Raw genomic sequence first — 2,139 nt, 5'->3', positions numbered from 1 at the left:
CATGTTTTCAAATTGGGGGCAAAGTAAATGAATAGCATTACCAAAATCACCACCAAAACCCAACCACAAAGCGTAAGCGGTTAAATTTTCTCTGCCTTTAGGAACTAATACCGAGCACTCACATAGAGATTTTAAAACAGGCAGCGTAACTGAATACTCATCCCGAAGCTTAGATAAAGCGGGTAAAATATGTCCTTTAACAGCAAAACATATATTTATCTGAAAGTTTTTTTGAATTCGATGATTGAGAACAGCATCCACTCCATCAAAATTAATACCCGGTACACTTGCAACACAACGACCATCTTGAGCTATTATTATCGAGTGTATATCATCGATAATAGATGGATTTTCTATTGACTTTTGCTCAACTTCTTTAACATCTTTCAAACTAGGGAGGATACATACAGTAGAAAAATAAAGGAGAGCTATTCTTAATGACTCTTTCCCGGATACGTGCTCTCTGGATTTTTTTACACTATCCGAAATATCAACCGGTGGTAATTCTAGCTCCACCATTTGAGCTAGAGCATTTTTTCCAGATATTTCAATTTTGTCGCGAATGGTGATAATTTTTTTTTGTACCCCTAATTCTTCTCGATATTTGTTCGGTATCTTTAGATAGTATTTAAGGGTTTCTTCATAAAAGTACTTGGCAACACTTTGACTATCAGATGACCTTAGATCCCCCTGATGTTTATTGCTATCAGCAATAAACAATAAACAATTTAACCATTCTGATTCATCTTCATTTTTCTGTTCTTTTTCAGCCAGATCAAAATAATCTATCGATCCCAGGTAGTCTCCAGATTCGGATAATTTTTGGCCTAGAGTAATAAGCCGGTTGACTATATTTACCCTACAATTACTCTTAATATCTAATTCATTTAGAAGTAATAGCTGAGCCAACGATCTGCACATCGGAGAATCTTTCTGAAAGGAGGTATAAAGTTTATTTTTAATTTCTTTTGATCCGTCCTTATAATTAATTTTCTTACATAAGATAATAGCTCTATGAAAACAATCACTTACGCCTATATGCCAGTTACCTGAGTCGATTGAGTGAGATATATAAGCATTTACTGCAATTTTGGCATGATTTCCCTTCTTTTTGCACAACCACAATAGATCAGCTAATCGAGCCTTAAGCCACATGTTATCTACTACAGGCAAAATTTCTTCGAAAAATACTAACGCGTCCTGGGTAAAGGAATCAGGAGTAAGAAAGGGGAGATTACTTCTTTTCCACAATGGTTTAAATGGCTTATTAATATCTTCTGCTGAAAGATACATGGAGGTCGCATTGGACAGCAAGTTTAAAATTTCGGCTTGTTCAGATTCTCCCGATTTTTCTTTTTCTCTAGCCGCTATCGACAGGCTTTCCATGACACCCTCATAACCATGATGATTTTCAGTTGCTTTGTCGAAGTGCCATTCACAAGCAATAAAATTCGATTTAGAAAGTTTTTTTTCCATAAGCTTACTCCTCTATACCCAACGACTTCAAGATGGTTCTGTCGCAAGTATTATTAAAAATGTAAATAGCCTGATCTTCAGGCATAACTACTTACTGTTCGCTGATTTTAAGCAAGGTTAGCAGAAGTCGGGGGCAACGCAGAATTCGGAACATAAACCCCGTTAAGGGTTTTTCAGCAATTTATTTCCACTTTCTCGTAGCATTCCCTCTGGCGAAACATAGCGGTAAAGCGTTTGTCGTGTAACACCTAATTCTTTACATAAATCACTGATCTTTGTTTCAGGATGTTGCATAGACGCAGCGGATAATCTGACTTTAGCTGGTGTCATTTTAAAAGAAGCGCCGCCAGTTCTACCGCGAGCACGCGCAGAAGCTAAACCTGCTTTAGTTCGTTCAGAAATTAAATCACACTCAAACTCAGCTAATGCAGCAAAAATACCAAATACTAATTTCCCTTGTGAGGTCGTAGTATCAATTTGTGCGCCTTGTCCTGTCAATACTTTGAAATCAATACCTTTGCTGGATAAGTCATACACTGTATTGATTAAATGCCTTAAATTACGACCTAAGCGGTCTAACTTCCACACAATCAGCGTATATATGGGGATTGTCGTACACATCCATATCAAAGTCTATAATTTAAATATGACACATTGATATGA

1 protein-coding gene and 1 pseudogene are annotated in these 2,139 nt (G+C 36.8%); both read right to left on the bottom strand.

Annotated features, from left to right (window positions below; genetic code table 11):
- On the bottom strand, window positions 1–1,476 hold a 1,476-nt coding region (locus CDZ78_RS18220), incomplete at its 3' end, for a DUF7380 domain-containing protein (protein ID WP_087871254.1).
- Between the two features lie 162 nt (window positions 1,477–1,638).
- Window positions 1,639–2,073, bottom strand: a pseudogene (locus CDZ78_RS18215) (recombinase family protein); the annotation flags it as partial.
- Window positions 2,074–2,139 lie beyond the last annotated feature (66 nt).

This window comes from Bathymodiolus platifrons methanotrophic gill symbiont, from assembly GCF_002189065.1.
In the GTDB taxonomy this organism is placed as follows: domain Bacteria; phylum Pseudomonadota; class Gammaproteobacteria; order Methylococcales; family Methylomonadaceae; genus Methyloprofundus.
The sequence above is the reverse complement of the archived record's forward strand: the minus strand, read 5'-3'. Positions and strand labels throughout refer to the sequence as shown.